Origin of the sequence: Variovorax sp. 770b2 (genome assembly GCF_900115685.1) — a bacterium.
Classification (GTDB): Bacteria; Pseudomonadota; Gammaproteobacteria; order Burkholderiales; family Burkholderiaceae_C; genus Variovorax.
Genome location: NZ_FOXJ01000007.1, coordinates 17,991 through 42,826, shown reverse-complemented (window position 1 = coordinate 42,826; position 24,836 = coordinate 17,991). Strand labels below are relative to the sequence as shown.

The window sequence follows — 24,836 nt, the reverse complement described above, 5'->3', positions numbered from 1 at the left end:
ACATGCGGCATCTGAAAGACCTCCCCGTCCTCATCCTCGGCCTCGGTGCGTCCGGGTTGGCGATGACGCGCTGGTGCGCGCGCCACGGTGCGGTCGTGACCGTGGCGGACACGCGCGAGGCGCCCGCCGCGCTCGTGACGCTGCAGGCGGAGTTGCCCGGGGTGACGTTCATCGGCGGGCCGTTCTCGGCCGCGCTGATCGAAGGCACGGCCATTCGCGCGGTGTACCGCTCGCCGGGCCTCGCGCCCGCGACCATTGCGCCGGTCGTCGACGCGGCGCGGGCCGTGGGCCTCACGGTCGGCGGCGAGCTGGATCTCTTCGCGCGCGCGCTGCTGGATTTGCGGACGGTCGAAGTGCCGGTAGTGGAAATCGCCGAGGCCGAGCCCGAAGCGGCGCAAGCGCCGGCGGCGGAAACGCCCGCAGAACCTGAGCCCGTGCTGCCCGACGCGCAGGCTGAACTGGCCTTGACCGTCGAGCCGACGGAAGCCACGCCTGCCGATGCTGCCGAAGTGGCCGAAATCCCGGCCGCCCCCGAAGTGCCCGCCGTCACCGAACAGGCAGAAGCCGACGCGGTCGCGCCTGCCGCGACCGAAGTGCCCGAAGCCGCAGAAACGACGGAAACGGCGGAAGTGCCCGCGCCGGCTGCCGAGCCCGCTGCTGCACCCGAAAGCACGGAAGCGACCGACGCCGAACCCGAGCCCACAGTCCCGGCGATGGCGGAGGCGATGCCGCGCGATCCCTCGCTGAGCGTTCCGCTTTCCCCGCCCGCGGAGGAATCCGCCTCCGCCGCCGAAACAGCCGCACCGGCCGCCGAAGCGACCGACGCCGCACCCGAATCGACGGCATCGGCGCCGGCAGTTGCACCCGCCACGGGTTCCAGGCTGCCAGCTACCGGCAAGCCCTACGTCCCCACGGCCGCCCGCGAGGCCGCCGACTTCGTCGCCAAGATCGCCGAACTCTCCGCCACCAACCCGGCGTCCGCCGCGGTGGAAGAAGAGCCGACGGCCCAGCTCCCGCTGGTGCCGATCGAGGAGCCGCCCGCACCCAAGGGCTACACCCCCGCGGTGCTCGCCATCACCGGCACCAACGGCAAGACCACCGTCACCGCGCTCACCGGCCAACTGGTCGAGCGCGCCGGCAAAAGCGTGGCTGTCGCCGGCAACATCGGCCCGACGCTGCTGGACACGCTGGCCGCGCACATCGATGCCCGGACGCTGCCCGATGTCTGGGTGCTGGAGCTCTCCAGCTTCCAGCTGGACGGCGTGCAGGGCTTCGAGCCGACCGCCGCCACCGTGCTCAACCTCACGCAGGACCACCTCGACTGGCACGGCGACATGCCGGCCTACGCGGCGGCCAAGGCGCGCATCTTCGGCGCGCAAGGCCTGCTGGTGCTCAACCGCGACGACGCCGGCGTGATGGCGATGCTGCCGCCGCCGGTGCGCGTGAAGCTGCAGCGCCCGCTGATCCGCGCGCACGTCACCTTCGGCGGCACGATGCCGCTGCGCCCGGGCGACTACGGCATCGAGCGCATCAACGGCGTCGCCTGGCTCGTGCGCGCGCTCGAAGCCGACGAAACGCAGAAGCGCAAGCGTGGCGCCGTGGTCGAGGAAGAAATCTTCTTCCAGCGCCTGATGCCCGCCGACGCGTTGCGCATCCGCGGCCGCCACAACGCCATGAACGCACTGGCCGCGCTCGCGCTGGCCAGCGCCGCCGACTGCCCGCTCGGCCCGATGCTCTACGGCCTGCGCGAATACCGCGGCGAGCCGCACCGCGTGGAGCCCATCGCGCTGATCGACGACGTCGAGTACTTCGACGACAGCAAGGGCACCAACGTCGGTGCGACGGTCGCCGCGCTGAATGGCCTGGGCGAAGACCGCCGCGTGGTCGTCATCCTCGGCGGCGAGGGCAAGGGCCAGGACTTCGAGCCGCTCGCAGCGCCCGTCGCCCAGCACGCGCGCGCCGTCGTGCTGATCGGCCGCGATGCGCCGCTGATCGAAGCCGCGCTGGCGAACACCGGTGTCTCGCTGATGCATGCCGCCTCGATGGAAGAGGCCGTGAGGCTCGCCGCCGCGCGCGCCAACCCGGGCGATGCCGTGCTGCTGTCACCGGCCTGTGCGAGCTTCGACATGTTCAACGACTACGAACACCGCGCGGAAGTGTTCCGCGAAGTCGTGCAGGCGCTCGCGGACAACCCGCGCGGCATGTCGATCGACGGTTCGTCCCCGGAGGAAACGCTGTGAACTCCGCTGCTGCAGGCGCCACGCCAGACACCCGCACGAGCCGCTTCGGCGGCTGGTTCAGGCGCGCCCGCAGCGGCATCGATTCGCTGCCCGTGCACCTGCCCGTGCGCCTGGGCGGCGCCGGCATCTCGCAGACCAAGGCCACGCCGATGCGCGTGCTGGGCTTCGACCAGGCGCTGGTGTGGGTCACCGTCGCGCTCCTGACCTGGGGCCTGGTGATGGTGTATTCGGCCTCCATTGCGCTGCCCGACAACCCGCGCTTCGCGCGCGCCGGCTACAGCGCCTCGTTCTTCCTCACGCGGCATGCGGCCTCGGTGGCGTTCGCGTTCATGGCCGCGCTGCTGGCCTTCCAGATCCCGATGAAGACCTGGGAGCGCGCCGCGCCCTGGCTCTTCGTGGCCTCGCTGCTGCTCCTGGTGGCGGTGCTCATTCCGCACATCGGCATCAACGTGAACGGCGCGCGCCGCTGGCTGCCGATGGGCTTCATGCGCTTCCAGCCCTCGGAGCTCGCCAAGCTCGCGATGGTGCTCTACGCCGCCAGCTACATGGTGCGCAAGATGGAGATCAAGGAGCGGTTCTTCCGCGCCGTGCTGCCGATGGGCATCGCGGTGGTGGTGGTCGGCATGCTGGTGATGGCCGAGCCCGACATGGGCGCCTTCATGGTGATCGCGGTGATCGCCATGGGCATCCTGTTCCTGGGCGGCGTGAACGCGCGCATGTTCTTCGTGATCGCGGCGCTCGTGGTGGTGGCCTTCGGCACCATTGTTGCGAGCAGCCCGTGGCGCCGCGAGCGGATCTTCGCGTACCTGGACCCGTGGAGCGAGGAGCACGCGCTGGGCAAGGGCTACCAGCTGTCGCACTCGCTGATCGCCATCGGGCGCGGCGAGATCTTCGGCGTGGGCCTGGGCGGCAGCGTCGAGAAGCTGCACTGGCTCCCCGAGGCGCATACCGACTTCCTGCTCGCCGTGATCGGCGAGGAGTTCGGCCTCGTCGGCGTGCTGCTGATCATCGGCCTCTTCCTCTGGCTGACCCGCCGCGTCATGCACATCGGCCGCCAGGCAATCGCGCTGGACCGGGTGTTCTCGGGCCTGGTCGCTCAAGGCGTCGGCGTGTGGCTGGGCTTCCAGACCTTCATCAACATGGGCGTGAACCTCGGCGCGCTGCCGACCAAGGGCCTGACCCTGCCGCTGATGAGCTTCGGCGGCTCGGCCATCCTGATGAACATGATCGCGCTGGCGATCGTGCTGCGCATCGACTACGAGAACCGGGTTCTCATGCGCGGAGGCCGCGTATGACTGGGCGCACCGCACTCGTCATGGCCGGCGGCACCGGCGGCCACATCTTCCCGGGCCTTGCCGTGGCCGAGGCCTTGCGCGAGCGCGGCTGGCGCGTGCACTGGCTGGGCGCGCCCGGCAGCATGGAAGAAAAGCTCGTGCCGCCGCGTGGCTTCGCGTTCGAGCCGGTGCAGTTCGGCGGCGTGCGCGGCAAGGGCCCGCTCACATTGCTCCTGCTGCCGTTGAAGCTGCTGCGCGCCTTCTGGCAGAGCTTTCGCGTGGTGCGCCGCGTGAAGCCCGACGTGCTGGTGGGCCTGGGCGGCTACATCACCTTTCCGGGCGGAATGATGGGCGTGCTGCTCAACAAGCCGCTGGTGCTGCACGAGCAGAACTCGGTCGCGGGCCTGGCCAACAAGGTGCTGGCGGGCGTGGCCGACCGCGTGTTCACCGCCTTCCCCAATGTGCTGAAGAAGGCGCAATGGGTGGGCAACCCGCTGCGCGCGGCGTTCACGTCGCAGCCCGATCCGGCCACGCGTTTCGCGGGCCGCACCGGTCCGCTCAAGCTGCTCGTCGTGGGCGGCAGCCTCGGCGCGCGCGGCCTCAACACCGTGGTGCCGCAGGCGCTGGCCCGCATCGAGCCGGCCACGCGCCCGCAGGTGCTGCACCAGAGCGGCAGCAAGCAGATCGACGAGCTGCGCGCCAACTACACGGCCGCGGGCGTCGAAGGCGAACTCACGCCGTTCATCGAAGACACCGCGCAGGCCTATGCCGACGCGGACATCATCGTCGCGCGCGCCGGTGCCAGCACCGTCACAGAAATCGCGGCCGTCGGCGCAGCAGCGCTGTTCGTGCCTTTCCCCTCGGCGGTCGACGACCACCAGACCACCAACGCGCGCTTCCTCGTGGACGCGGGCGGCGGCTGGCTGGTGCAGCAGGCCGACCTCACTCCTGAATTGCTGGCTGATTTGCTACAGAAAACCGAGCGCCCCGCGCTGATCGAGAAGGCCGCCAAGGCCAAGACCATGCAGAAGACCGAAGCCGTGGAAGCGGTGGTCCGCGCTTGCGAGGAGCTTGCAAGATGACGCACTCCCCCAGTCTTCGCGCACTTCGTGTCGCTTCGCCAACCCCCTCGCCGGGGGCGACACCACCGGCCCGGCAAAGCCGGTTCCGCGGTGTCTCACGAACGGGCCTCGCTGCGCTCGCCACGCAATTCTCATCGCCGATGAATGGAGGCCGCGTATGAAGCATGCGATCCGCCATATTCATTTCGTCGGCGTCGGCGGCTCGGGCATGAGCGGCATCGCCGAGGTGCTGCTCAACCTGGGCTACAGGATCACCGGCTCCGATTTGTCCGACAGCGCCACGCTGCGCCGGCTCGCGGGCCTGGGCATCGGCACCTTCGTGGGCCATGCGGCCGCGCACATCGACGGCGCCGACGCGGTCGTCACCTCCACCGCGGTGCAGTCGGACAACCCCGAGGTGCTGGCCGCGCGCGAGAAGCGCATTCCGGTCGTGCCGCGCGCGCTGATGCTGGCCGAGCTGATGCGCTTGAAGCAAGGCATCGCGATCGCCGGCACGCATGGCAAGACCACCACCACCAGCCTCGTGGCGAGCGTGCTCGACGCGGCGGGGCTCGACCCGACCTTCGTGATCGGCGGGCGCCTGAACAGCGCCGGCGCGAACGCGCAACTGGGCAGCGGCGACTACATCGTGGTGGAGGCCGACGAGTCGGACGCCTCGTTCCTGAACCTGCTGCCCGTGATGGCGGTGGTCACGAACATCGACGCCGACCACATGGAGACCTACGGGCACGACTTCGCGAAGCTCAAGAAGGCCTTCGTCGACTTCCTGCACCGCATGCCGTTCTACGGCGTGGCCATTCTCTGCACCGACGATCCGGCGGTGCGCGACATCGTGGCCGACGTCACCTGCCCAGTCACCAGCTACGGCTTCGGCGAGGACGCGCAGGTGCGCGCGATCGACGTGCGCGCCGTCGGCGGCCAGATGCATTTCACCGCGCAGCGCCGCAACGGCGTGACGCTGCCGGACCTGCCCATCGTGCTGAACCTGCCCGGTGAGCACAACGTGCGCAATGCGCTGTCGGTGATCGCGGTGGCCGTGGAGCTGGGCATTCCCGACGAGGCGGTGCAACGCGGCCTGGCCGGTTTCAAGGGCGTGGGCCGCCGCTTCCAGAGCTACGGCGAAGTGCGCGTGCCGGGCGATGCGGGCAGCTTCACCGTGATCGACGACTACGGCCACCACCCGGTCGAGATGGCGGCCACCATTGCCGCCGCGCGCGGCGCGTTCCCGGGCCGCCGGCTGGTGCTGGCCTTCCAGCCGCACCGCTACACCCGCACCCGCGACTGCTTCGAGGACTTCGTGAAGGTCATCGGCACGGCCGATTCGGTGCTGCTCGGCGAGGTCTATGCCGCGGGCGAGGCGCCCATCGTGGCGGCCGACGGCCGCACGCTGGCGCGCGCGCTGCGCGTGGCCGGCAAGGTCGAGCCCGTGTTCGTCGACGACATCGTGGCCATGCCGCAGGCCATCCTGGACAACGCCCGTGCGGGCGACGTCGTGCTGTCCATGGGCGCAGGCTCCATCGGCGCGGTGCCGGGCAAGGTGGTCGAGCTCGGCGGCGCGGCCGCACCGGCAGCGGCATCGACTGCCGCACCATCGTCAACAACATCGCAGCGCGCCTCGCGCAAGGGGAGGGCATCGTGAGCCTTCAGGATCCAAAACTCTTCGGCAAGGTCGCCGTGCTGTTCGGCGGCAGTTCGGCCGAACGCGAGGTCTCGCTGATGTCGGGCACCGGCGTGCTCGAAGCGCTGCGTTCGCGCGGCGTCGATGCGCATGCCTTCGATCCGTCCGAGCGCGAACTGGTCGAACTGAAACGCGAAGGCTTTGCGCTCTGCTTCGTTGCGCTGCACGGTCGCCACGGCGAAGACGGCACGGTGCAGGGCGCGCTCGAGCTGCTGGGCATTCCCTACACCGGCTCTGGCGTCATGGCATCGAGCGTGGCGATGGACAAGGTCATGACCAAGCGCATCTGGCAGGCCGACGGCCTGCCCACGCCCAAGTACGTGCGCCTGGCCTTCGACCAGCAAAGCCGCGAGCAGGTCATGGTGGTGCCCGACGTGCTGGGCCTGCCGCTGATCGTGAAGCCGCCGCGCGAGGGCTCGTCCATCGGCGTGACGAAGGTGGAGGGGTATTCGCAGATGCAGGACGCCGTCACGCTCTCCGCGAAATACGACGCCGACGTGCTCTGCGAGGAGTTCATCGAAGGCGAGGAAGTGACCTGTGCCGTGCTCGGCCAGGGGCTCGACGCGCGCGCGCTCCCGGTGGTGCGCATCGCCGCCCCCGAGGGCGCCTACGACTACCAGAACAAGTACTTCACCGACGACGTGAAGTACCAGTGCCCGAGCGGCCTGCCGGCCGACGAGGAGCACGAGATCCAGCGCATCACGCTGGCCGCGTACCACACGCTCGGCTGCCGCGGCTGGGGCCGCGCCGACGTGATGATCCGCGCCAGCGACCGCAAGCCCTTCCTGCTCGAGATGAACACCTCGCCCGGCATGACCAGCCATTCGCTGGTGCCGATGTCCGCGCGCGCGGCCGGCATTCCTTACGAAGAGCTGTGCCTGCGCGTGCTGGCCTCCGCCTCGCTGGATGCAAAGGGAGGCGCGCAATAGCCATGGCCGACAGCATCCCCGCGCCCTTCGACGTCAAGCTCATGAACATCGTGGCGAACCTCGCGTTCGTGGCGGTGGCGCTCATGCTGCTTGCCGCGGGCGCGTGGTGGGTGCTGCGCCAGCCTTTCTTCCCGCTCGCGGGGATCAAGGTGGACGGCGAGGTCACGCACAACAACGCGGTCACGCTGCGCGCCAACGTGGCGCCGCAGCTCTCGGGCAACTTCTTCACCATCGATCTCGCGCGTGCGCGCACCGCCTTCGAGGCGGTGCCCTGGGTGCGCAGCGCGGTGGTGCGGCGCGAGTTCCCGAACAAGCTGCGCGTGACGCTGACCGAGCAGGTGCCCGTGGCCAGCTGGGGCGACGAGGCGGGCTCCAAGCTGATCAACGGCTTCGGCGACGTGTTCGAAGCCAACGTGGCCGAGGTGGACGAGAACCTGCCGCGCCTGGACGGTCCGATCGAGCAGGCCGGGCAGGTGCTGGGCATGTACCGCGTGCTTGCGCCGCAGTTCCAGCCCTACGACTTCGGCATCGACGAGCTCACGCTGTCCAGCCGCGGCAGTTGGAAGGTGGTGCTGGACAGCGGCGCGCAGATCGAGCTGGGGCGCGGGCAGAGCGAAGAGGTGTCGGCCAGGCTGCAGCGCTTCCTGAAGACCGTGACCCAGGTCGCGGGCCAGTACCACCGCACGGTGGCCGACGTCGAAGGCGCCGATCTGCGCCACAACGACGCGTATGCATTGCGGCTGCGCGGCGTCACCACGGTCTCGCCCGAGACCCCAAGAAGAATCAAGTAGCGCACAGCGAGAAATCGAGGACATATCTCAATGCCCAAAGAATACAAAGACCTGGTCGTAGGACTGGACATCGGCACCGCCAAAGTGATGGTGGTCGTGGCCGAGGTGCTGCCCGGCGGCGAGCTCAAGCTCGCCGGGCTCGGCATTGCGCCGAGCAATGGCCTGAAGCGCGGCGTGGTGGTGAACATCGACGCCACGGTGCAGAGCATCCAGCAGGCGCTCAAGGAGGCCGAGCTCATGGCCGACTGCAAGATCAGCCGTGTCTACACCGGCATCACCGGCAGCCACATCCGCGGCATCAATTCGAGCGGCATGGTGGCGGTGAAGGACAAGGAAGTGACGCCCGCCGACGTGGCCCGCGTGGTGGAGACCGCGCGCGCGATCAACATCTCCAGCGACCAGCGCTTGCTGCTGGTGGAGCCGCAGGAGTTCGTGATCGACGGCCAGGACGTGAAGGAGCCGATCGGCATGAGCGGCATGCGCCTGGAAGCCAAGGTGCACATCGTGACCGGCGCGCAGAGCGCGGCCGAGAACATCATCAAGTGCGTGCGCCGCTGCGGCCTGGAAGTGGACCAGCTGATGCTGAACCCGCTGGCCTCCAGCCAGGCGGTGCTGACCGAGGACGAGCGCGAACTGGGCGTGGTGCTGGTGGACATCGGCGCGGGCACGACCGACGTGGCGATCTTCACCAACGGCGCGATCCGCCACACGGCGGTGATCCCGATCGCGGGCGACCTCATCACCAGCGACATCGCGATGGCGCTGCGCACGCCCACCAAGGACGCGGAAGACATCAAGGTCGAGAGCGGCTATGCCAAGCAACTCTTGGCCGACCCCGACCAGCAAGTGGAAGTGCCGGGCCTGGGCGACCGCGGCCCGCGCATGCTGAGCAAGCAGGCGCTGGCCGGCGTGATCGAGCCGCGCATCGAGGAGATCTTCTCGCTCGTGCAGCAGGTGGTGCGGGAATCGGGCTACGAAGAGGTGCTCTCTTCGGGCGTGGTGCTCACCGGCGGCAGCGCGGTGATGCCCGGCATGGTCGAGCTGGGGGAAGACATCTTCCTGAAGCCCGTGCGCCGGGGCATTCCGAAGTATTCGAGCGCGTTGTCCGACATGGTGGCGCAGCCCCGTGCGGCTACGGTGATGGGTCTTCTCGAAGAGGCGCGCTTCGCACGCATGCGCGGCTTCAAGGTCGCGCAGAAGAACGGGTCGGTAAAGACTGCGTTCGGACGTTTCAAGGACTTCATCGTGGGGAACTTCTGACCATGAACCACTCCCCACTCTGGCTCGCACGCGGCAGTCCTCCGTTGCATTTCAACGAGCGATGGCGACGAACAGGTCCACCATCGTGACGATGCTCTCGTTGAACACGTCACGGCAAAAGAATTATTCATAGATACAAAACGGCAACTGCAATATTCAAGGAGTTAGAAATGACCATCGAAATGATCGAAGTCGAAGAATTCAATCAAGGCACGCAGATCAAGGTGATCGGTGTGGGCGGCGGTGGCGGCAATGCAGTCGCCCACATGATGGAGCGTGGTGTGCAGGGCGTGCAGTTCGTGTGCGCGAACACCGATGCGCAAGCGCTCACCCGCAGCAATGCGAACAAGATCATCCAGCTGGGCACCAGCGGCCTGGGCGCCGGCAGCAAGCCCGACAAGGGCCGTGAAGCCGCCGAACTCGCGGTGGACGAGATCCGTGCGGCCATCGACGGCGCGCACATGCTGTTCATCACCGCCGGCATGGGTGGCGGCACGGGCACCGGCGCTGCGCCGGTGATCGCGCGCATCGCCAAGGAAATGGGCATCCTCACCGTGGGTGTGGTGACCAAGCCCTTCGACTGGGAAGGCGGCCGCCGCATGAAGAACGCGGACGACGGCCTGGCCGAACTCGAAGCCAATGTCGATTCGCTGATCGTTGTTCTCAACGAGAAGCTGCTCGACGTGCTCGGTGAAGACATCACCCAGGACGAAGCCTTCGCGCACGCCAACGACGTGCTCAAGAACGCCGTGGGCGGCATCTCGGAAATCATCAACGAGTACGGCGGCGTGAACGTCGACTTCGAAGACGTGCGCACCGTGATGGGCGAGCCGGGCAAGGCCATGATGGGCACGGCCGCGGCCGCGGGCCCGGACCGCGCGCGCATCGCCGCCGAACAGGCCGTGGCCTGCCCGCTGCTCGAAGGCATCGACCTCTCGGGCGCCAAGGGCGTGCTGGTGCTGGTGACGGCGTCGAAGGGTTCGCTCAAGCTGAACGAGTCGAAGCTCGCGATGAACACCATCCGTGCCTATGCCTCGCCCGACGCGCATGTGATCTACGGCGCCGCCTACGACGAAGCCCTGGGCGACGAGATGCGCGTGACCGTGGTGGCCACGGGCCTCTCGCGTGCCGACGCACGCCGCCAGGCGCCGACGCTGGAAGTCATTCGCACCGGCACCGACAACATCCCGTTCAACGTGCCCACCATGGGTGGCACGGGCCATACGAGTGGCGGCAGCCAGCCGAACTACGACGGCATGGCGGTTCCCAGCGTGTGGCGCACCAACCGCACGATGGCCGCGGCCAAGGTGGATGCGCTGTCGTCGGGTGGCATGGACGATTTCGAAATTCCCGCTTTCCTGCGCCGTCAGGCCGACTGACGGAAGGCGACCGAACGCTCGGGGCACGAAGGTTCGCAAGGGGTACAGGGAAGACCTGAAAGGGACTTCCGCTGGCTCTAGGCGCTGCGTTCACTTCGTGCCCTTTGCGTCCATCGCCGGGATTGCATAGAACCGATGTCTATCGCTGCCATAGCGAGGGGATTAGGCCGTCACGCCCGTGGCGCGCCTAAAATCCCCGGCGTGCTGCAACAACGAACCCTCAAGTCGATCAGCCGCGCCGTGGGCGTGGGGCTCCACAGCGGGCAACGCGTGGAACTGACCCTGCGACCGGCCCCGGCCGACACGGGCATCGTGTTTCGCCGCGTCGACCTGCCCGAGCCGGCTGAAATCCGCATGACCGCCGAAGCGGTCACCGACACGCGCCTCGCCTCCACGGTCTCCACCGGCGGCGCGAAGGTGCAGACGGTCGAGCACCTGATGTCGGCCTGTGCGGGCCTCGGAATCGACAACCTCTACATCGACATCACCGCCGACGAAGTGCCGATCCTGGACGGGTCGGCTTCGTCCTTCGTGTTCCTGCTGCAAAGCGCGGGCATCGAACTGCAGAAGGCGCCGCGCCGCTTCATCCGCGTGACCCGCAAGGTCGAGGTGCGCGAAGGCGAGGGCGCCAACGAGAAATGGGCGAGCCTGGAGCCGTACCACGGCTACAAGCTGAGCTTCGAGATCGACTTCGATCACCGCGTGGTCAATTCCACCGGCCAGCGCGTGGAGTTCGACCTGGGCACCGATTCGTACAGCCGCGACATCGCGCGTGCACGCACCTTCGGTTTCACCAAGGACGTCGAGTACATGCGCACCAAGGGCCTCGCGCTCGGTGGCGGCCTGGACAACGCGGTCGTGATGGACGACACCAAGGTGCTCAATGCCGGCGGCCTGCGCTACGACGACGAGTTCGTGAAGCACAAGATCCTCGATGCCATGGGCGATCTGTACATCATCGGCAAGCCGCTGCTCGCGGCCTACACCGCGTTCCGCTCGGGCCATGCGCTCAACAACAAGCTGCTGCGCGAACTGCTCGCGCACAGCGATGCCTACGAGGTCGTGACCTTCGAAGACGAAAAGCGCGCACCGCGCGGGTTCGGCGAAGTGGCGCGGGCCTGGTAGGCGAGCTCCGCCGGTACTGCCCCCACGATGCTTCTCTTCCGCTGGGCCATCCTGCTGCTTTTGCTGGTGGCCGGCGTGTCGTTCGCGTTCTATGCGGGCACCGGACAGGCCAGGTACCGGCGCGTCGGCTGGATCGTGCTCAAGTGGACGCTGCTCGCAGCGTTCGGCTTCTTCGCGGTGCTGATCGCCGAGCGCGTGGCCTAGTTTCTTCCCCGTTCGCATGTCCGGAAACGGCATGCCGTGCGCCGCGCGCAGGCGCACGATGGCGCCATGAACACACACCCTGAACAACCCACGAGGAACCCGTTCGGCGTCCAGGATGCCCCGGACCCGGACGGCCCCGATGTGGACGAATTCGCGGACAGCGTGGAGCTCGGCGGCGGCAACGACGATCCGAATGCGCAGCGATGGGGCGCGGTGCTCGATGAATTCCCGGACTCGATCGCGGGCGCGTGGTCCAGCCGATGGAACGGCGGCGTGGATCCGAGCCTCTCCGGCGACAGCGCAGAGGCCTGGAAGGAAGGCAAGGCGATGGTCGAGGTGGCCGGTGGCCGCTTCTACCTGTTGTTCGACTGGGGCGGCGGCGAACGCCATGCATTGCTCGATGTCCGCTACATCGCACCCGACACGCTCGTGGGCCGCTACATCAACCTGAGCAGCCCGGACATCACGCGCCCGTGGGTCGGCCGGATCGCGGACACCCGGCGGATCGACGGACGCTGGACGAACGGGCGGCTGGACTTCCGCAGGTAGTCAGCGCGATCGCCCTTGCCGGTAGGTGCCGGCATGGGTCTTCGACAGTTCCGCCGCCTGGGCCAGCCGCGCCATCGACCGCCCCACCTGCGCATGCGTGATCGCGATGCCCAATGCGTCGGCCGCGTCGGCGCCGGGCAACCCGGGCAGGTCGAGCAGGCGCTTCACCATCTCCTGCACCTGCGCCTTGGCAGCCTGCCCGTGGCCCGCGACCGCCTTCTTCATCTGCAGTGCGGTGTACTCGGCCACCGTGAGGTTGCTGTTCACCAGCGAGGTCACGCACGCCCCGCGCGCCTGTCCCAGCAGCAGCGTCGATTGCGGATTGACGTTGACGAAGATGATCTCGACCGCCGACGCATCGGGCTGGTAGCGCGCGGCGATTTCCGCGATGCCGTCGAACAGCACCTTCAGGCGCGCCGGCAGGTTGCCGGTGCCCAGGTGCCGCGTGCTGATGGTGCCGCTCGCGACGTAGCGCAGCGCATGGCCGTCCGCATCCACCACGCCGAAGCCGGTGGTCGTCAAGCCGGGGTCGATGCCGAGGATTCGCATGGGTCAGGCGTTGAAGTACCAGCGGATCGAGTGAAAGAAGATGGGTGCCGCGAAGCACAGCGCATCGACGCGGTCCAGGAGGCCGTTCGCACCGGTCACGCCCACGCCCTTCTTGCCCCAGTTCGGAATGCCGCGGTCGCGCTTGAGCGCCTTCATCACCAGGTGACCCATCGAGCCCGCGATGCAGGCGATGACCGACACCGCCAGTGCCTGTCCGAACTTGAACGGCGTGATGAACGAGAACAGCGCGCCCACCAGGCTGGCCACCACGATGCCGATGCCCCAGCTGGTCCAGTTGAAGCTGCGGCTCACGTTGGGCGCGAACGGCGCACGCTGCGTGCGGCGCGAAATCACGTGCTGCACCAGCACCGAGGTCTGCACCACGAACACCAGGAAGAACACGAGGAACGCGCTCTTGCCCTCGTAGCCCGGAAAGCTCAGCAAGAGCAGCGCCGGCACATGGCTCATGCCGTAGACGCAGACCATGATGCCCCACTGCAGCTTGGCGTTGCGCTCCAGGAAATGGCTCGGGTCGTTGGCCAGCGCGCTCGCCACCGGCATCGCGAGGAACACGTAGACCGGGATGAACACGGTGAAGAGATCGAAGCGCGCCGTCGCCACCAGCCAGAACTGGATCGGCAGCACCACGAAGAACGCCAGGATCAGGCTGCGGTGGTCGCCGCGCCGCGTGGGCGAGAGCGTGATGAATTCCCGCAGCGCAAAGAACGAGATCAGCGCGAACAGCACGGTGGCCACCGTCTCGCCGAGCGCCCAGCCGACCCAGAAGATCACCACCATGAACCAGGTGGTGCCCAGGAGCGCGCGGTAGTGCGCGAGCTCGGCCTGCCAGGTGGCGTCGTGCACCGGGTTGCGCTTCTCCCGGAAGCTCAGGAAGAAGGCGGCGGTGCTGATGATCACCAGCACGCCGAAGACGATGAGGAACAGGGCCGCGACCTGCTGGGTCGGGGTGAGGCTGCGCAGGAACTGGTTCATGTCGTCAGACGTCGCGCAATGCGATCACCGCGGCACGCGCGCGATCCAGGAAAGGGCGGCGCTCTTCGTTGTCTTCCACCCGGATCGGGGCGCCAAAGGTCACGGAGCAAAGAATGGGCACCGGCACGATCTCGCCCTTGGGCATGACGCGCTGCACGTTGTCGATCCAGGCCGGCACGAGCACCACGTCGGGGAACATCGTCGCGAGCGTGTAGAGGCCGGACTTGAACTTCTGCGGCTCGCCCGTGTGGCCGCGCGTGCCCTCGGGAAAGATGATGATCGAGTCGCCACTGCGCAGCGCCTCGACCAGCGGCGCGAGAGGGTCGGATGCAGGCGGCACGGGTTCGGCCGGCGGCGTCGGCTGCGCAACGAATGGCGGCGGCGCGACGGGTGGGGGCGGCGGTGGCGGTGGCGGTGGTGGTGCCGGAAGGTCGAGTTCGCCCTGCAGTTCATTCACGGTTTCGGCGACGGGCGGCGCGGCCGGCAGCAGCGGTTCCATCGACGGCTCGATGCGCTCGGCCGGCGCCGCAACTACAGCAGGTTCGGGCGCCGGCCCGGCCTGCACCGGTTCGGGCGCAGCAGCTGCAGCAGCAGGCGCCGTGGCCGCCCGCTCCACATACACCGCGTTGAACACCTCCGTCGTGATCCAGCGTTTGACCGGCGTGTTGGCCCAGTAGTCGCGCGCCGCGATCGGCCGGGTGATGCTGCGCAGTTCCTCGGGCAGGGCGGCCCAGATCATCACGAGGTCGGCATGGCTCTGGTGGTTGGCGAAATAGATGCGCTGCTCGGCCTTCGGTGGGCAGCCGTACCAGCGCGCCTGCGCGCCGGTGAGCAACCGGACGATTCCCAACAACAACCAACCTGTGAGCTTTGCCAGCATATGGGCGCGATGATACGGGCCATGCGATGGCGATTCGATCCTCTTTCACTGGTGTGGGCGGTGGCCCTGTTCATTGTTCTTGTGCTGCTGGCCACCGTCGGCGCGCGCTGGGGGTGGCTGCGAAGTTTCTTCGGCGACGTGCTGGCGGTGGTGTGGGTCTACTTCGTCTTCAAGACCTTCATCGCCGCGCGCGTCCTGCCGCTCGCATTGGCCGCGCTGGGCGTGGGCTGCGCGGTGGAGCTGGGCCAGTTCCTCGCGTCGGCATGGCATCTGCACATTCCGAACCGGGCCCTGCGCATCGTGCTGGGCAGCACGGCCGACTGGTGGGACGTGGCGGCCTACACGATCGGCTTCGCGGCCGTGCTGGCCCTCGAAGCACTGCGCGCGAAGTTCGGGGTCAGGGCAGCTCGGCCGACGGCATCCGCGCCACGACCGTCGACGCCCGTCCACTGAGGTACGGCGAGCCGGGCCGGCGCTCGAAGAACTTCGGGCTCGGCAGCATCACCGCGAGCCGCGCGGCCTCGTTGGCCCCCAGGCGCGAGGCGGGCTTCTTGAAGTAGTACTGCGACGCGGCCTCGGCACCGAACACGCCTTCGCCCCACTCGACGTTGTTCAGGTAGATCTCCAGGATGCGGCGCTTGTCCAGAAACACCTCTAGCAGCGTCGCGAGCACCAGCTCCTGGCCCTTGCGCAGCATCGTGCGCTCGCCCGAGAGCAGCAGGTTCTTCGCCAACTGCTGCGTGATGGTGGAGCCGCCGCGCAGGCGCACCGGCTGCACCGGCTTGCCGCGCGCCGCGGCACGGGCGGCGCGCTTGGCCGCGAGCTCTTCGGCCTTCACGTTGCGCTGGCGCGCGCGCTCGATGGCTTCCCACTCCACGCCGTTGTGATCGACGAAGCCCGCGTCTTCGCTCGCGATCACCGCGCGCTTGAGCGTGTCGTTGATCTGCGCATACGGCACCCACTCCTGGCGCCAGCCGCCCTCGCTGCCCTTGTGGATGGCGACCTGCCAGGCCTCGGAGCGCTGGAATGCGGTGCTCTGCGGATCGATCACCGCCATGGCCGCGATGCGCACCACGAAGAACAACTCGAGTGCGAGGCCCGCCACCACGAGACAGGCGACGAGGCGCAGCACGGCCTTCATTTTTTCAGTGGCCGGCGGCGAGCGACGCGCGCAACTCGGCCAGCACCTGTGCCGACGGCGGGCGCACGCCGCGCCAGATCTCGAACGATTCCGCCGCCTGCTCGACCAGCATGCCGAGCCCGTCGCGCGGCACCGCGCCATGCGCTTGGGCCCAGGCCATGAAGGCCGCGGCCGCGGGGCCGTACATCATGTCGACGGCGAGCGCGCCGGGGCGCAGCACCTTGGCGCTCACGGGCACCGCATCGCCGGCGAGGCTGGAGGCGGTGGCGTTGACCACCACGTCGAAGCTGCCCGGCACCTCGTCGAGCGCCCAGGCCTCGAGCGTGGCGCCATGGCCGAGCGCGAGCGCGGCATGGCGCCGGACCACCGCGACCGCCTTGTCGACGGTGCGGTTGGCTACCACGATGCGCGAGGCGCCCGCATCGAGCAGCGGACCCAGCACGCCGGCGGCGGCACCGCCGGCACCGATCAGCAGCAGCGCCTTGCCTGCCAGCGGCACGCCCGCGTTGCGCACGATGTCGTTGACCAGGCCGATACCGTCGGTGTTGTCCGCGTGGATGCTGCCGTCGGCCTCGAAGCGCAGCGTGTTGACCGCCTGCGCAAGCGTGGCGCGCGCGCTCGTGTGCTGCGCCAGCGCGGCGGCCTCGAACTTGAAGGGCACGGTGATGTTGCAGCCGCGCGCGCTGTCGCCGCGCTCGGCGGCTTCGCGGCGGAACGCGGCAATGCCTTCGGCGAAGGCGCCGAGCGGAATCAGCCGGCGGCCGTAGTCCATCTGCTGGCCGCAGAGCTCGGCGAAGCGGGCATGGATGCGCGGCGAGCGGCTGTGCTCGACGGGGTTGCCCATGACGCAGTACAGGTCCATGGCTGCGCCTTGCCGGTTATTGGGAAATTTCCATCGTGCCGTCGCGCGCGAAGCGGAACGTGCCCTGGATCACCATCTGGTCGGCCTGCTCCTGGCGCATCGCGGTCGTGAACTTGCCGAAGTTGCCGGTGCTGCGAACGATGGCCTGCGCCCGGCGGTCCAGCGCGATGTTGCCCGAGCTCTGGTCGACCACGGTGGCGAGCACGTTGCCGTCGAAGTTGACGGTCACCGTCATCTTGAGTTCGCCGTACAGCTTCTTGCCGGCCAGCTCGGGGAAGTTTTCCGCGGCGCGGGTCTCGACGCGGCGCAGCATGGTGTCGACATACACCGCGAAGGCGGCTTCGCGCGTGGACGGGCTGATGTAGCGTTTCTTGGGGCGCGAGTTTTCCTCGTTCACGCGGCGCTCGATCTGGGCCAGCAGTTCGACCATCTGGCGGCGCTTTTCTTCCTGCGCCGCGGCTTCGGTCGGGTCGCCCGCGTTGCGCGGATCGCGCACCGGCATGGCGGCGATGTCGCGCCTGAGCTGCGTGATCATCTGCATCTGCTCGGCCTGCAGGGCATCGACCTGGCGCCGTGCGTCCTCGAATGAATCGCCGATGGCGGTGAAGCTCGACGGCGGCAGCGGACTGGTCGCGCGCCCCTTGTCGAGGTCGCCGCCGCCCGCGAGCGAGGTCTGCGCCATCAGCTTGGCATTGGCGTCCGGCCGCTCCTTGGTCTTGCTGTTGACCAGGATCACCTCGAGCGGCGTGTCGGTGAACGCGCGGTTGAACGATTCGGGATCGACGAAGCGCACCGCCAGCAGCACGGCATGCGCAATGACCGACACGCCCAGTGCAATCTGCAGCGTGCTGAGGTCCTTGAAGTTCATTCTCGAAACTCCTCCAGGGGGCGCACTTCTCCGGACGTTCCGCCGAAGTTCATGCAGGTGTGTTTTCCGGCGCGGCCTCGCTGTCGCTCAGGTCGACGGCTATGGCGATCGGGCCGGCGACTTCTTCTTCGTCCTCACCGTTCTCGTCCTCGGCCGAGGCATCGGCCTTCGGCGTGTCGAGGCGTTCGAGCACGGTGCCGTTCACGTCGAGCGCGATTTCGTCGATCTCGCCGAGCTTCACGCGAAGGCGCGCACCGCGTTCCTGCTGGCCGGCCACCGGGAACACCAGCGGCAGCGCATCGGCACGCACCAGCGCGCCGTTGGGGATGTCCTTGATGACCGTCGCCTCGAGCTCGGTGATGCCGTTCTGCTGCAGGTACTTGAGCGTCCAGAAGCGTTCCATGCCGCCCTGGTAACCGTTGTACGTGGCATAGGCCGCATCGAAGCCCGAGAGGATCGAGAACAGGTCGGCGTCCTTCGGCTTGAAGGGCGCGGCCAGCGCGGCGGTCTTGCCGTGGCGGGCCGCCGCGATGATCTGCCATTGGTTCACCAGGTCGGTGTAGCGGCGCAGCGGCGAGGTGCTCCACGCATAGCTCTTCACGCCCAGGCCCGCATGCGGCAGCGCGCGCGTGCCCATGCGCACCTTGATGCCGGGCGCCAGGCTCGCCTGGCTGCGGTAGAGACCGGGCACGCCCAGTTCGCCCAGCCAGCCGCCCCAGCTGCTGTTGGCCAGGATCATCGCTTCCGAGACGATCAGGTCGAGCGGCGCGCCGCGCTGGCGCGTCGTGATCTGCACCTGCTCGTTGCCGGTGGGCTCGTTGCCGTCGTTGCCGACGAGGCGGAAGTTGTAGTCGGGCCGGTTGAAGTTCTCGGGCTTGCCGCGCACCACTTCGCGCTGCGCCTTCAATTGCTTGGCCAGGCGGAACAGGAAGGAGAGCGGCGCGCGCAGGTTGGCGGCGGCTTCGGGCGTGTCGGGGCTCGTGACCGCGGCGTCTTCGAGCCAGGGCTGGGTGACGACGCTGTCGAGCTGGTCGTGGCGCAGGTTGGCGACGATCGGCACGCGTTCGAGTTTCGTCTCGGTGCTTTGCAACTCCAGCGTGGCTTCGTCGAAGCGTGCGTAGAGCGATACGGCCGGGCGGTCTGCGCCTTCGAGCAGCGTGTACGTGTTCACCACGTCGTCGGGCAGCATCGTGATCTTGTAGCCCGGCATGTAGACCGTCGACATGCGCGCGCGCGCCACGTTGTCGATGGCACTGCCCGGCGTGAGCGCCAGGGCCGGCGCCGCGATGTGCACGCCCACCGTGACGGTGCCCGTGCCCAGGCCCTGCACGGAGAGCGCGTCGTCGATCTCGGTGGTCTGCGAATCGTCGATCGAGAAGGCCTGGACGCCGGTGGCGACGGGCAGTTCGTCCACGATGGCCGGCGCCGCGAGCGCGGGAAAGCCGGTGCCCTTGGGGAAGTTCTCGAACAGGAAGCGGCGCCAGTGGAACTGGTAGGGCGAATCGATGGCGCCGGCGCGCTCCAGGAGGTCGAGCGGCGGGCGCTGCGTGGCGCGCGCGGCATCGACCACGGCCTTGTATTCGGGGGCGTTCTTGTCGGGCTTGAACAGGATCTTGTAAAGCTGCTCGCGGATCGGCGGCGGGCACACGCCCTCGGCCAGTTGCCCGGCCCATTCGACGATCTGCGCCTGGACGGCTTTCTTCTTCTCGATGGCGGCGAGCGCCTGCTGCACGATTTCGGCGGGCGCTTTCTTGAAGCGTCCCTTGCCCGCGCGGCGGAAGTAGTGCGGCGCCTCGAAGAGGGCGAACAGCGCGGCGGCCTGCTGGGCGAGCGAGGGCTTGTCGCTGAAATAGTCGGCGGCCAGGTCGGCAAAGCCGAACTCTCCTTCGGCGGCGAATTCCCAGGCCAGATCGAGGTCCATTGCGGCGGCGAGCGTGCGCGCCTCGGCGATCAGCTCGGCCGGGGACGGTTTCTCGAAACGCAGAACGATGTTGGCGCCCTTGACCTTGACGCGCTTGCCGGTCTCGAGCTCGACCTGCGCCGAGGCTTCGGCCTCCGACAGGACACGGCCGCCGAGGTACTTGCCGGCTTCTTCAAACAATACAAACATCCGGCGATTGTCCCATGCGGGGGATGGGGCTCTTCCCCAGGCTTGCCCACTGCGTGTGGCCGCCAACCCCGGCCGGGGGACGACACCTGCGGCCCGGCGACGCCGCATCCGCGGTGTTCCCGGAATTCAGACCGGATTGATGAACGCCATGATGTCGTCCAGGTGCGCGGTCTCGAAATCGGACAGCGCATGGTCGCCGCCTTCCAGCAGCTTGACGTTGCTGTCCGGGTAGCGGGCCGACATCTCGTGCCAGTCGAGCGCCTCGTCGCCCTTGGCGATGACGGCGAAGACGCGCTCGGGCCGCGTGAGCGAGCCGACTTCCATGGCACGCAGTTCGTGGATGTATTCGGGCCGGAAATAGAAATGCTCGGCCGGGTCGTGCCAGACGGTCTGGTCGCCGATGTAGCGCGTGAGGTCGCGCGCCGGATGCACGGCCGGGTTGAGCAGCACCGCGCGGCAGCGCGTCATGCCCGCGACGTAGGTGGCATAGAAGCCGCCCAGCGACGAGCCGATCACGGCCATCGATTTGCGCGGCCAGTGCGCGATGCCCTTCATCACCATGTCGATGGCGTCGTGTGGCGAAGGCGGCAGCTGCGGGCACCACCATTCCAGGTTCGGATGCTCTTGCGCCACGCGCTGCGCCACGAGCCGCGCCTTGGTCGAACGGGGCGAGGAGCGGAAGCCGTGCAGGTACAGCAGGTGGGTGGTTTGCGGGTCCATGGGGGGAAGGGCGGGGAGGTGCGAACGCCGCACCTCGCTGGCGCAAGCGCGGTAATTTTGCATGAGGTCGGTACCCGCAAAACGGCTTGCGGCATTCAAAAACCCTGCAGCGAGGGGTTCTTGGGGAAAGCGATAACTCATAACGACTTACACCGCATGAACACCTCGCCGGCCTGGGCCCTGCATCGGCCATCCGGCCGGAGTTCGAAAGTATTCATGGGCTGCTCCTCGTTGCCGCCGTCGCACGCGCGGCGGTGAACCAGCTGCAGAAAGAAAAAGGAAAACGCCCGATTCTCGGGATGCGGTTCGCGGCGCGCATCCCATGAAAGGGGTATGCCTGCAAGGCATTCGGATAGGCATCGAGGCTTATGCTTCTGCCCATGAACACAGAGGCACTGGATGACGGGACGCTGCGCCGATGGGGCGTGCTCGTGGTCGAGGACGACAGTCGCGCGCGCGCTTTCTTCGAGGCGAGCGTGCAGCGCAGCCCGCGTCTTTTCTGGCTCGGCAGCGCGGGCACGGTGCAGGAGGCGCTGGGCTGGCTCGCCCGCACCACGACGATTCCCGATGTCCTGCTGGTCGACCTGGGCATGCCCGACGGCACGGGCCTGGACGTGATCCGCGACGCCGTCGCGCGCTTTCCCGGCTGCGAGCCGCTGGTGGTGTCGGTCTTCGGCGACGAGGAGAACGTGCTCGCCAGCATCGAGGCCGGCGCCGTGGGCTACATCCACAAGGACGCCGCCCCCGAGGACATCGCGCAGACCATCGTGGAAATGAAGGCCGGCGCATCGCCGATCTCGCCCATGATCGCGCGGCGGGTGCTGGCCAAGTACCGCAGCCTGCAGTCGGCCAGCATCCTCGGCCCGGGCACGGCCGCGCCCGAGGCCGTCTTCGACGAGAACGAGCGCGGGCTGCTCTCGGCGCGCGAGCACGAAGTGCTGACGCTGATCGCGCGCGGCTTCTCGTACGCGGAGATCGCGCGGCTCAAGGGCCTGAGCGTGCACACGGTGCAGACCCACATCAAGAACCTCTACGGCAAGCTCGCGGTGCATTCCAAGAGCGAGGCGGTCTTCGAGGCCACGCGCCTGGGCCTGCTGCCTCACCCGGGCTGAGGACGGATGCTGGCGAGGCTGGTGTCGCTGCTCTCGTTGCTCTCGCTCTGGCTGGCCGTGCTGATGGCGGGCGCTGCGGGCATGGGGCCCGCGGCGGCAGGGACGCTCCAGGCCGCCGACGGCTCGATCGAACTGCGCCGGGGCACCGTCACGACGTCGATCGACGGCATCACCCGCACCGGGCCGGTCGAACTCTCCTACCACTGGGACCGCCAGCACCGGGGTCGGCCCGGCCTGGCGAGCTTCGACCTGCCGTTCACCCTCGCGGACGCACCGGAAACGCCCTGGGGCATCTTCATTCCCCGGGTCGGCAATGTCTTCGAGGTGCAGCTCAACGGGGCGCTGCTGCAGGTCTATGGCGACCTGGGCGTGGGCAACGACACCGACTACGCCAAGGCGCCCATCTACGTGCCCGTGCCCGGGCGCCTGCTGAAAGCCGGCGAGAACCACTTGCAGATCCACCTGCGCGCCGACAGCGCCCGGCGCGCCGGGCTCTCGCGCGTCGTCGTCGGGCCCGCCACGCCGGTGCGCACCGAGCTCTTCGAAAGCGCCTATGCCTGGCGCTTCACCGGCTCGGTGCTGCTGACGGCCTTCAGCCTGATCGTCGGCAGCATCGCGCTGGCGCTCTGGCTGACGCAGGTCGACACCGGCGCGGTGGGGCGGCACCGGCGCGACGGCATCTATTTCTGGGCGGCACTTGCCGAATTCTGCTGGGCGATCCGCGTGGCCGACGGCGTGATCGCCGAGCCACCGCTGCCCTGGGTGCCCTGGGGCGTGCTGATGGCCGCCTGCTATGCGGGCTGGGCGGCGTCGGCCATGATGTTCTGCTACCACCTGGCGGGGTGGGCCCGGAATCCCCGGCTGCAGTGGCTGCGCTGGCCGCTGGCCGCGGTGGTCGCGGGAACGGTGGTGGCGAGCACGCTGGCCTTGCAGCGCGAACAACCGGTGTGGCTCACCGGCTGGCTCGCCGTCGAGATCGTGATCATCGGCGTCTTCGTGGGCGGCTTCGTGGTGGCCACCGTGCGCCACCCGAGCACCGAGCGGATGCTGGTGGCCATCGCGGCGCTCGTGACGGTGGCCTTCGGCATGCGCGACTGGCTGGTGATCCGCCTGAGCGACGCCTACGGCGAGACCACCTGGGTGCGCTATTCGTCGATCTTCTTCGGCATCGCGCTGCTCCTGATCGTGCTGCGGCGCTTTCACGCCGTGAGCACGCAGGCGCGCGGATGGGTCGCGGCGCTGGCCGACCGGGTGGCGCAGCGCGAGCGCGAACTGGCGCTGACGTACGCCGAGCTCGAACAGGTGGCGCGCGACCAGGCCCGCACCCATGAGCGCGAGCGCATCCTGCGCGACATGCACGACGGCGTGGGTTCGCACATCAGCTCGGCGATCCGGCAACTGCAGTCGGGGCAGACCAGCTCCGAAGAACTGCTGCGCACGCTGCGCGACTCACTCGACCAGTTGAAGCTGTCGATCGACTCGATCCACCTGCCGCCGGGCGACGTCGGCGCCTTGCTGGCGGCGCTGCGCTACCGGCTGGAACCCCGGCTGGCGGCGGCGGGCATCGAGTTCGAATGGGCGGTTGACGAGGTCGGCCCGGTGCAACTGCTCGATGCGCATGCCATGCGGCAGCTGCAGTTCCTGCTGTTCGAGGCCATCTCCAACGTGTTGCAGCACGCCCAGGCGAGCGTGTTGCGGATCGAGGCCGACATGCAGGGCGCCACGGTGCGGCTGCGGGTTGTAGACAACGGCCGGGGCTTTGACGCCTCGCAGGTCCCCAGGGCCCTGTGGGAGCGCGCCGGCGCCATCGGCGCGCGGCTGTCGGTCGAAAGCCGACCGGGGTGCACGGTCGTTCAACTGGCTTTTGGCTGAAACGGGTTGGGGGGCGCGGATAATCCGCCCCCATGTCTGCCGTGTTCAATCAGCCCTCCCTGGCGCGCCGTATCGCGCCCATCTTCCAGGGCTTCGACGGCTTTCTGGCCTTCGCCGTGCTGCTGCTCGCCTTTGCCGGGCTGCTGACCATGTATTCCTCGGGCTACGACCACGGCTCGCGCTTCGTCGACCATGGCCGCAACATGCTGCTGGCCGGCTTCATCATGTTCGTGGTGGCGCAGGTGCCGCCGCAGCGGCTGATGATGTTCGCCGTGCCGCTGTACGCGGCCGGGGTGGCGCTCCTGATCGCGGTGGCGCTCTTCGGCATCACCAAGAAGGGCGCCCAGCGCTGGATCAACATCGGCGTGGTGATCCAGCCCAGCGAGATACTGAAGATCGCGATGCCGCTGATGCTGGCCTGGTGGTTCCAGCGGCGCGAAGGCCAGTTGCGGCCGCTCGACTTCGTGGTGGCCACGGTGCTGCTGGCGGTGCCGGTCGGCCTCATCATGAAACAGCCCGATCTGGGCACCTCGCTCCTGGTGCTGGCCGCGGGCATGGCGGTGATCTTCTTCGCCGGGCTGCCCTGGAAACTGATCGTGCCGCCGGTGCTGATCGGTGCGGTGGCGGTGACGCTGATCGTGGGGTTCGAATCGAAGCTGTGCGCCGACGGCGTCGACTGGCGCGTGCTGCACGACTACCAGAAGCAGCGCGTGTGCACGCTGCTCGACCCGAGCAAGGACCCGCTGGGCAAGGGCTTCCACATCATCCAGGGGATGATCGCCATCGGCTCGGGCGGCGTCGGCGGCAAGGGCTTCATGCAGGGCACGCAGACGCACCTGGAATTCATCCCCGAGCGCACCACCGACTTCATCTTCGCCGCCTATTCCGAGGAGTTCGGGCTGGTGGGCAACCTGGCGCTGATCTCGGCCTTCATCCTCTTGATCTTCCGCGGGCTGGCCATCGCGACCAGCGCGACGACGCTTTTCTCGCGGCTGCTGGCGGGGGCGGTCACGATGATTTTCTTCACCTATGCCTTCGTGAACATGGGCATGGTGAGCGGCATCCTGCCGGTGGTGGGGGTGCCGCTGCCGTTCATCAGCTACGGCGGGACGGCGATGGTGACGCTGGGGCTGGGGCTGGGCATCCTGATGTCGATCGCGCGCGCCCGGAAACTTGCGCAGAACTGATTCCGGAAACACCGGGGAACGGGCTTTGCCG

23 protein-coding genes are annotated in these 24,836 nt (G+C 68.3%); 15 read left to right on the top strand and 8 right to left on the bottom strand.

Features of this window, described 5'->3' with window-relative positions:
- Positions 1-2 precede the first annotated feature (2 nt).
- The 11 genes from murD (at position 3) to BM133_RS27925 (ending at position 12,511) form a co-directional block, all read left to right on the top strand.
- Positions 3-2,240, top strand: a complete 2,238-nt coding sequence (murD, locus tag BM133_RS27970; RefSeq protein ID WP_093441356.1) for a UDP-N-acetylmuramoyl-L-alanine--D-glutamate ligase — start codon at positions 3-5, stop codon at positions 2,238-2,240.
- Positions 2,237-3,535, top strand: a complete 1,299-nt coding sequence (ftsW, locus tag BM133_RS27965) for a putative lipid II flippase FtsW (RefSeq protein ID WP_093441353.1) — start codon at positions 2,237-2,239, stop codon at positions 3,533-3,535. The genes murD and ftsW overlap by 4 nt, the downstream gene beginning before the upstream one ends.
- Positions 3,532-4,596, top strand: coding sequence for an undecaprenyldiphospho-muramoylpentapeptide beta-N-acetylglucosaminyltransferase (gene murG, locus BM133_RS27960; protein ID WP_093441351.1), 1,065 nt, complete (start codon positions 3,532-3,534; stop codon positions 4,594-4,596). Before ftsW ends, murG begins: the two co-directional genes overlap by 4 nt.
- Positions 4,597-4,753: 157 nt before the next feature.
- Positions 4,754-6,235: a UDP-N-acetylmuramate--L-alanine ligase gene (murC, locus tag BM133_RS27955; RefSeq protein WP_093441348.1), complete on the top strand. Its 1,482-nt coding sequence runs from the start codon at positions 4,754-4,756 to the stop codon at positions 6,233-6,235.
- Positions 6,232-7,203: a D-alanine--D-alanine ligase gene (locus BM133_RS27950; RefSeq protein ID WP_093441346.1), complete on the top strand. Its 972-nt coding sequence runs from the start codon at positions 6,232-6,234 to the stop codon at positions 7,201-7,203. Before murC ends, BM133_RS27950 begins: the two co-directional genes overlap by 4 nt.
- A gap of 2 nt (positions 7,204-7,205) precedes the next feature.
- Positions 7,206-7,994 carry a cell division protein FtsQ/DivIB gene (locus tag BM133_RS27945; protein ID WP_093441343.1) on the top strand — a complete coding sequence of 263 codons (789 nt, stop codon included), beginning with the start codon at positions 7,206-7,208 and terminating at the stop codon, positions 7,992-7,994.
- 30 nt (positions 7,995-8,024) lie between these two features.
- Complete coding sequence (ftsA, locus tag BM133_RS27940; RefSeq protein WP_013539446.1) at positions 8,025-9,254, top strand: cell division protein FtsA; 1,230 nt, start codon at positions 8,025-8,027, stop codon at positions 9,252-9,254.
- A 170-nt stretch (positions 9,255-9,424) separates the two neighbouring features.
- A complete protein-coding gene (ftsZ, locus tag BM133_RS27935) occupies positions 9,425-10,633 on the top strand; it encodes a cell division protein FtsZ (RefSeq protein ID WP_093441340.1) in 1,209 nt (402 codons plus the stop codon).
- Between the two features lie 201 nt (positions 10,634-10,834).
- Complete coding sequence (gene lpxC / locus BM133_RS27930; RefSeq protein WP_177224961.1) at positions 10,835-11,758, top strand: UDP-3-O-acyl-N-acetylglucosamine deacetylase; 924 nt, start codon at positions 10,835-10,837, stop codon at positions 11,756-11,758.
- Positions 11,759-11,785: 27 nt separating this feature from the next.
- Positions 11,786-11,962 (top strand): hypothetical protein, encoded by a 177-nt coding sequence (locus tag BM133_RS35250; protein ID WP_177224960.1) that lies wholly within the window; start codon positions 11,786-11,788, stop codon positions 11,960-11,962.
- A 66-nt stretch (positions 11,963-12,028) separates the two neighbouring features.
- Complete coding sequence (locus BM133_RS27925) at positions 12,029-12,511, top strand: hypothetical protein (protein WP_093442005.1); 483 nt, start codon at positions 12,029-12,031, stop codon at positions 12,509-12,511.
- On the opposite strand, the gene ruvC is transcribed toward BM133_RS27925, so the two are convergent.
- Genes ruvC through BM133_RS27910 form a run of 3 tightly spaced genes read right to left on the bottom strand, consistent with a single transcriptional unit; the run spans position 12,512 to position 14,933 of the window.
- Positions 12,512-13,060, bottom strand: a complete 549-nt coding sequence (gene ruvC, locus BM133_RS27920) for a crossover junction endodeoxyribonuclease RuvC (protein WP_093441335.1) — start codon at positions 13,058-13,060, stop codon at positions 12,512-12,514.
- 3 nt (positions 13,061-13,063) lie between these two features.
- Positions 13,064-14,053, bottom strand: coding sequence for a phosphatidate cytidylyltransferase (locus BM133_RS27915; protein WP_093441333.1), 990 nt, complete (start codon positions 14,051-14,053; stop codon positions 13,064-13,066).
- Positions 14,054-14,057: 4 nt separating this feature from the next.
- Entirely contained in the window at positions 14,058-14,933 is an 876-nt protein-coding gene (locus tag BM133_RS27910; RefSeq protein ID WP_093441330.1) for a lysophospholipid acyltransferase family protein, read from the bottom strand.
- Positions 14,934-14,942: 9 nt separating this feature from the next.
- On the opposite strand from BM133_RS27910, the gene BM133_RS27905 reads away from it, so the two are divergent.
- Positions 14,943-15,386, top strand: a complete 444-nt coding sequence (locus tag BM133_RS27905; RefSeq protein WP_093442002.1) for a ribosomal maturation YjgA family protein — start codon at positions 14,943-14,945, stop codon at positions 15,384-15,386.
- Here BM133_RS27905 and BM133_RS27900 read toward each other — a convergent pair.
- From BM133_RS27900 to BM133_RS27880, 5 genes are all read right to left on the bottom strand, one after another.
- Entirely contained in the window at positions 15,331-16,074 is a 744-nt protein-coding gene (locus tag BM133_RS27900) for a transglycosylase domain-containing protein (protein WP_093441329.1), read from the bottom strand. The two genes, BM133_RS27905 and BM133_RS27900, sit on opposite strands and share 56 nt — an antisense overlap.
- Before the next feature lie 4 nt (positions 16,075-16,078).
- Entirely contained in the window at positions 16,079-16,936 is an 858-nt protein-coding gene (gene aroE / locus BM133_RS27895) for a shikimate dehydrogenase (RefSeq protein WP_093441326.1), read from the bottom strand.
- 16 nt (positions 16,937-16,952) lie between these two features.
- Positions 16,953-17,804: an energy transducer TonB gene (locus BM133_RS27890; protein ID WP_093441324.1), complete on the bottom strand. Its 852-nt coding sequence runs from the start codon at positions 17,802-17,804 to the stop codon at positions 16,953-16,955.
- Positions 17,805-17,853: 49 nt separating this feature from the next.
- Positions 17,854-19,914 (bottom strand): ribonuclease catalytic domain-containing protein, encoded by a 2,061-nt coding sequence (locus BM133_RS27885; protein ID WP_093441322.1) that lies wholly within the window; start codon positions 19,912-19,914, stop codon positions 17,854-17,856.
- A gap of 126 nt (positions 19,915-20,040) precedes the next feature.
- Complete coding sequence (locus BM133_RS27880; protein WP_093441319.1) at positions 20,041-20,634, bottom strand: YqiA/YcfP family alpha/beta fold hydrolase; 594 nt, start codon at positions 20,632-20,634, stop codon at positions 20,041-20,043.
- 368 nt (positions 20,635-21,002) lie between these two features.
- Here BM133_RS27880 and BM133_RS27875 point away from each other — a divergent pair, with 368 nt between their 5' ends.
- The 3 genes from BM133_RS27875 to rodA are packed head-to-tail and all read left to right on the top strand — an operon-like array spanning position 21,003 to position 24,805.
- Complete coding sequence (locus BM133_RS27875; RefSeq protein ID WP_093441317.1) at positions 21,003-21,746, top strand: response regulator transcription factor; 744 nt, start codon at positions 21,003-21,005, stop codon at positions 21,744-21,746.
- Between the two features lie 6 nt (positions 21,747-21,752).
- Positions 21,753-23,618 (top strand): sensor histidine kinase, encoded by a 1,866-nt coding sequence (locus BM133_RS27870; RefSeq protein WP_093441314.1) that lies wholly within the window; start codon positions 21,753-21,755, stop codon positions 23,616-23,618.
- 32 nt (positions 23,619-23,650) lie between these two features.
- Complete coding sequence (gene rodA / locus BM133_RS27865) at positions 23,651-24,805, top strand: rod shape-determining protein RodA (RefSeq protein WP_093441312.1); 1,155 nt, start codon at positions 23,651-23,653, stop codon at positions 24,803-24,805.
- Positions 24,806-24,836 lie beyond the last annotated feature (31 nt).

What these genes read in the sequence shown, in the direction of transcription:
- murD (WP_093441356.1), top strand. Translation starts at nt 3, where the DNA reads ATGCGGCATCTGAAAGACCTCCCCGTCCTCATCCTCGGCCTCGGTGCG.
- murG (WP_093441351.1), top strand. Translation starts at nt 3,532, where the DNA reads ATGACTGGGCGCACCGCACTCGTCATGGCCGGCGGCACCGGCGGCCAC.
- murC (WP_093441348.1), top strand. Translation starts at nt 4,754, where the DNA reads ATGAAGCATGCGATCCGCCATATTCATTTCGTCGGCGTCGGCGGCTCG.
- BM133_RS27945 (WP_093441343.1), top strand. Translation starts at nt 7,206, where the DNA reads ATGGCCGACAGCATCCCCGCGCCCTTCGACGTCAAGCTCATGAACATC.
- ftsA (WP_013539446.1), top strand. Translation starts at nt 8,025, where the DNA reads ATGCCCAAAGAATACAAAGACCTGGTCGTAGGACTGGACATCGGCACC.
- ftsZ (WP_093441340.1), top strand. Translation starts at nt 9,425, where the DNA reads ATGACCATCGAAATGATCGAAGTCGAAGAATTCAATCAAGGCACGCAG.
- BM133_RS35250 (WP_177224960.1), top strand. Translation starts at nt 11,786, where the DNA reads ATGCTTCTCTTCCGCTGGGCCATCCTGCTGCTTTTGCTGGTGGCCGGC.
- BM133_RS27925 (WP_093442005.1), top strand. Translation starts at nt 12,029, where the DNA reads ATGAACACACACCCTGAACAACCCACGAGGAACCCGTTCGGCGTCCAG.
- ruvC (WP_093441335.1), bottom strand. Translation starts at nt 13,060, where the DNA reads ATGCGAATCCTCGGCATCGACCCCGGCTTGACGACCACCGGCTTCGGC.
- BM133_RS27915 (WP_093441333.1), bottom strand. Translation starts at nt 14,053, where the DNA reads ATGAACCAGTTCCTGCGCAGCCTCACCCCGACCCAGCAGGTCGCGGCC.
- BM133_RS27910 (WP_093441330.1), bottom strand. Translation starts at nt 14,933, where the DNA reads ATGCTGGCAAAGCTCACAGGTTGGTTGTTGTTGGGAATCGTCCGGTTG.
- BM133_RS27905 (WP_093442002.1), top strand. Translation starts at nt 14,943, where the DNA reads ATGATACGGGCCATGCGATGGCGATTCGATCCTCTTTCACTGGTGTGG.
- BM133_RS27900 (WP_093441329.1), bottom strand. Translation starts at nt 16,074, where the DNA reads ATGAAGGCCGTGCTGCGCCTCGTCGCCTGTCTCGTGGTGGCGGGCCTC.
- aroE (WP_093441326.1), bottom strand. Translation starts at nt 16,936, where the DNA reads ATGGACCTGTACTGCGTCATGGGCAACCCCGTCGAGCACAGCCGCTCG.
- BM133_RS27890 (WP_093441324.1), bottom strand. Translation starts at nt 17,804, where the DNA reads ATGAACTTCAAGGACCTCAGCACGCTGCAGATTGCACTGGGCGTGTCG.
- BM133_RS27885 (WP_093441322.1), bottom strand. Translation starts at nt 19,914, where the DNA reads ATGTTTGTATTGTTTGAAGAAGCCGGCAAGTACCTCGGCGGCCGTGTC.
- BM133_RS27880 (WP_093441319.1), bottom strand. Translation starts at nt 20,634, where the DNA reads ATGGACCCGCAAACCACCCACCTGCTGTACCTGCACGGCTTCCGCTCC.
- BM133_RS27875 (WP_093441317.1), top strand. Translation starts at nt 21,003, where the DNA reads ATGCTTCTGCCCATGAACACAGAGGCACTGGATGACGGGACGCTGCGC.
- BM133_RS27870 (WP_093441314.1), top strand. Translation starts at nt 21,753, where the DNA reads ATGCTGGCGAGGCTGGTGTCGCTGCTCTCGTTGCTCTCGCTCTGGCTG.
- rodA (WP_093441312.1), top strand. Translation starts at nt 23,651, where the DNA reads ATGTCTGCCGTGTTCAATCAGCCCTCCCTGGCGCGCCGTATCGCGCCC.